The sequence below is a fragment of the Chitinophaga sp. genome (assembly GCF_036566945.1).
Classification (GTDB): domain Bacteria; phylum Bacteroidota; class Bacteroidia; order Chitinophagales; family Chitinophagaceae; genus Chitinophaga.
Genome location: NZ_DATCVJ010000781.1, coordinates 1 through 1,904, shown reverse-complemented (window position 1 = coordinate 1,904; position 1,904 = coordinate 1). Strand labels below are relative to the sequence as shown.

General features: G+C 48.0%; 3 protein-coding genes. All 3 read left to right on the top strand.

Translation table 11 applies throughout. The features are described from left to right. Positions 1–562, top strand: a 562-nt coding sequence (locus tag VIP81_RS23540; RefSeq protein WP_331967134.1) for a type III polyketide synthase, incomplete at its 5' end; no start/stop codon positions are given. Then, the gene (locus VIP81_RS23535) at positions 556–1,332 is read left to right on the top strand and encodes an SDR family oxidoreductase (protein ID WP_331967132.1); all 777 of its coding nucleotides are present in this window, start codon (positions 556–558) and stop codon (positions 1,330–1,332) included. The genes VIP81_RS23540 and VIP81_RS23535, both read left to right, overlap by 7 nt. 3 nt (positions 1,333–1,335) lie before the next feature. Next, positions 1,336–1,782: a 3-hydroxyacyl-ACP dehydratase FabZ family protein gene (locus VIP81_RS23530; RefSeq protein ID WP_331967129.1), complete on the top strand. Its 447-nt coding sequence runs from the start codon at positions 1,336–1,338 to the stop codon at positions 1,780–1,782. Positions 1,783–1,904: the final 122 nt, after the last annotated feature.

Below are 1,904 nucleotides of genomic sequence, written 5' to 3'. Positions count from 1 at the left end.
GGTGATTGCCGTGGAATCGCCTACGGCTACCTTCCAGCTGGATGATTATTCCATGGCGAATATTGTCAGCGCTGCCATTTTTGGTGATGGCGCTGCCTGCGTTATTTTATCTTCACATGAACAGGATAGCGGCCCGGAAATCATTGCGGAAGAAATGTATCATTTCTATGATGCGGACTACCTCATGGGTTTTCATCTTTCCAACACCGGCTTGAAAATGGTGTTAGACATAGAAGTACCGGAAAAAATTGAAGCACACTTTGGAGACATTGTGCATCCATTTCTGGCTAAAAATAATATGACCATTGCAGAAGTAGATCACCTCATTTTTCATCCCGGCGGTAAAAAAATCATCAACCTGGTAGAGGAACTTTTCCGCAACATGGGCAAGAAGCTGGACGACACCAAAGAAATATTACGTTTGTACGGCAACATGTCCAGCGCCACGGTGTTATATGTACTGGAACGATTTATGGAAAAACAACTTCCCAAAGGTGACAAAGGGCTGATGCTCAGTTTCGGTCCCGGTTTTTCTGCACAGCGAATTTTATTACAATGGTAAAAGAGTTTGATACTTACTGGGCGTTGATATTAGGGGGCAGCAGCGGTTTAGGACTGGCGTCGGCACGTAAGCTGGCGGCGCATGGTATGAACATCTGCATCGTACATCGTAATACCCGTGTAGAGTTGCCCGCCATTGAGCAGGCTTTGGGAGATATTAAAGCACTCGGTGTACAGGTACTTTCCTTTAACATCGACCTGTTAAATCCTGAAAAGCGCGCGGAGGTATTATCCCAACTGCAGACAGCGATGGGAGAGAAGGGGCGTATCCGTTGCCTCCTGCATAGCATTGCACGGGGCAATCTCAAAGCACTGCCCGCACTATCAGCAGAGGATTTTACGATGTCGATCCAGTATATGGCGCTCAGTTTATACGAATGGGCAGCGGAAACCTTGCACAGGCAACTATTTGCAGCAGATGCACGTATCCTTTCTTTTACCAGCGATGGTAGTTATAAGGCCATGCAGCACTATGCGGCAGTATCTGCTGCCAAGGCTGCATTGGAAACAATTACGCGAAGTATGGCACTGGAATTTGCACCACAGGGCCTCCGGGCCAATTGTATCCGGGCGGGGATTACGGATACTGCTTCCCTGCAAAAAATTCCAGGCAGCAGCGAATTGCTGGCGTATGGCAAGGAGCGGAATCCTTTTCAGCGCCTTACTACGCCGGAAGATGTGGCGAATGTGGTATACCTGTTATGCAAAGACGAAGCAGCCTGGATCAATGGGGCTATCATACCCGTAGACGGAGGAACGCATATTCACTAGCTTATGACGAAAGAAGACATCCTGGTACATTTACCATATGCGCCACCCTTTCTGTTTGTGGATGCGCTGGAATATATTGATGAAGCCCGGGTAAGGGGTACGTATACATTTAAAGCAGATCTGCCCTGTTATCAGGGTCATTTTAAGGGGCATCCGGTTACACCCGGGGTACTCCTCACAGAAGTGATGGCACAAATTGGACTGGCCTGTTTGGGTATTTATTTGTTGAGAGAAGAGATACAGCAACAGGTCCCCGCCGTAGCCATGACTTCCACACAGATCGACTTTTACCTGTCCGTCTCCCCGGGGGAAACAGTAACAGCAACCGGTGAGAAAATATATTTCCGGTTTAATAAATTGAAATGCCGGGTGGCGCTGCACAATGCTGCCGGCAAGTTAGTCTGCGATGGTATTATTGCAGGCATGATCCTTAATAAAAGCAATGAGTAACAGGGTTGTTATAACAGGTCTTGGTGTGGTATCGCCGAATGGCGTTGGGGTAGCGGCTTTCAGCCATGCTATCAAAAACGGTATATCCGGTATCCGTTATGAAGAGCAAATGGCGGCGCTTC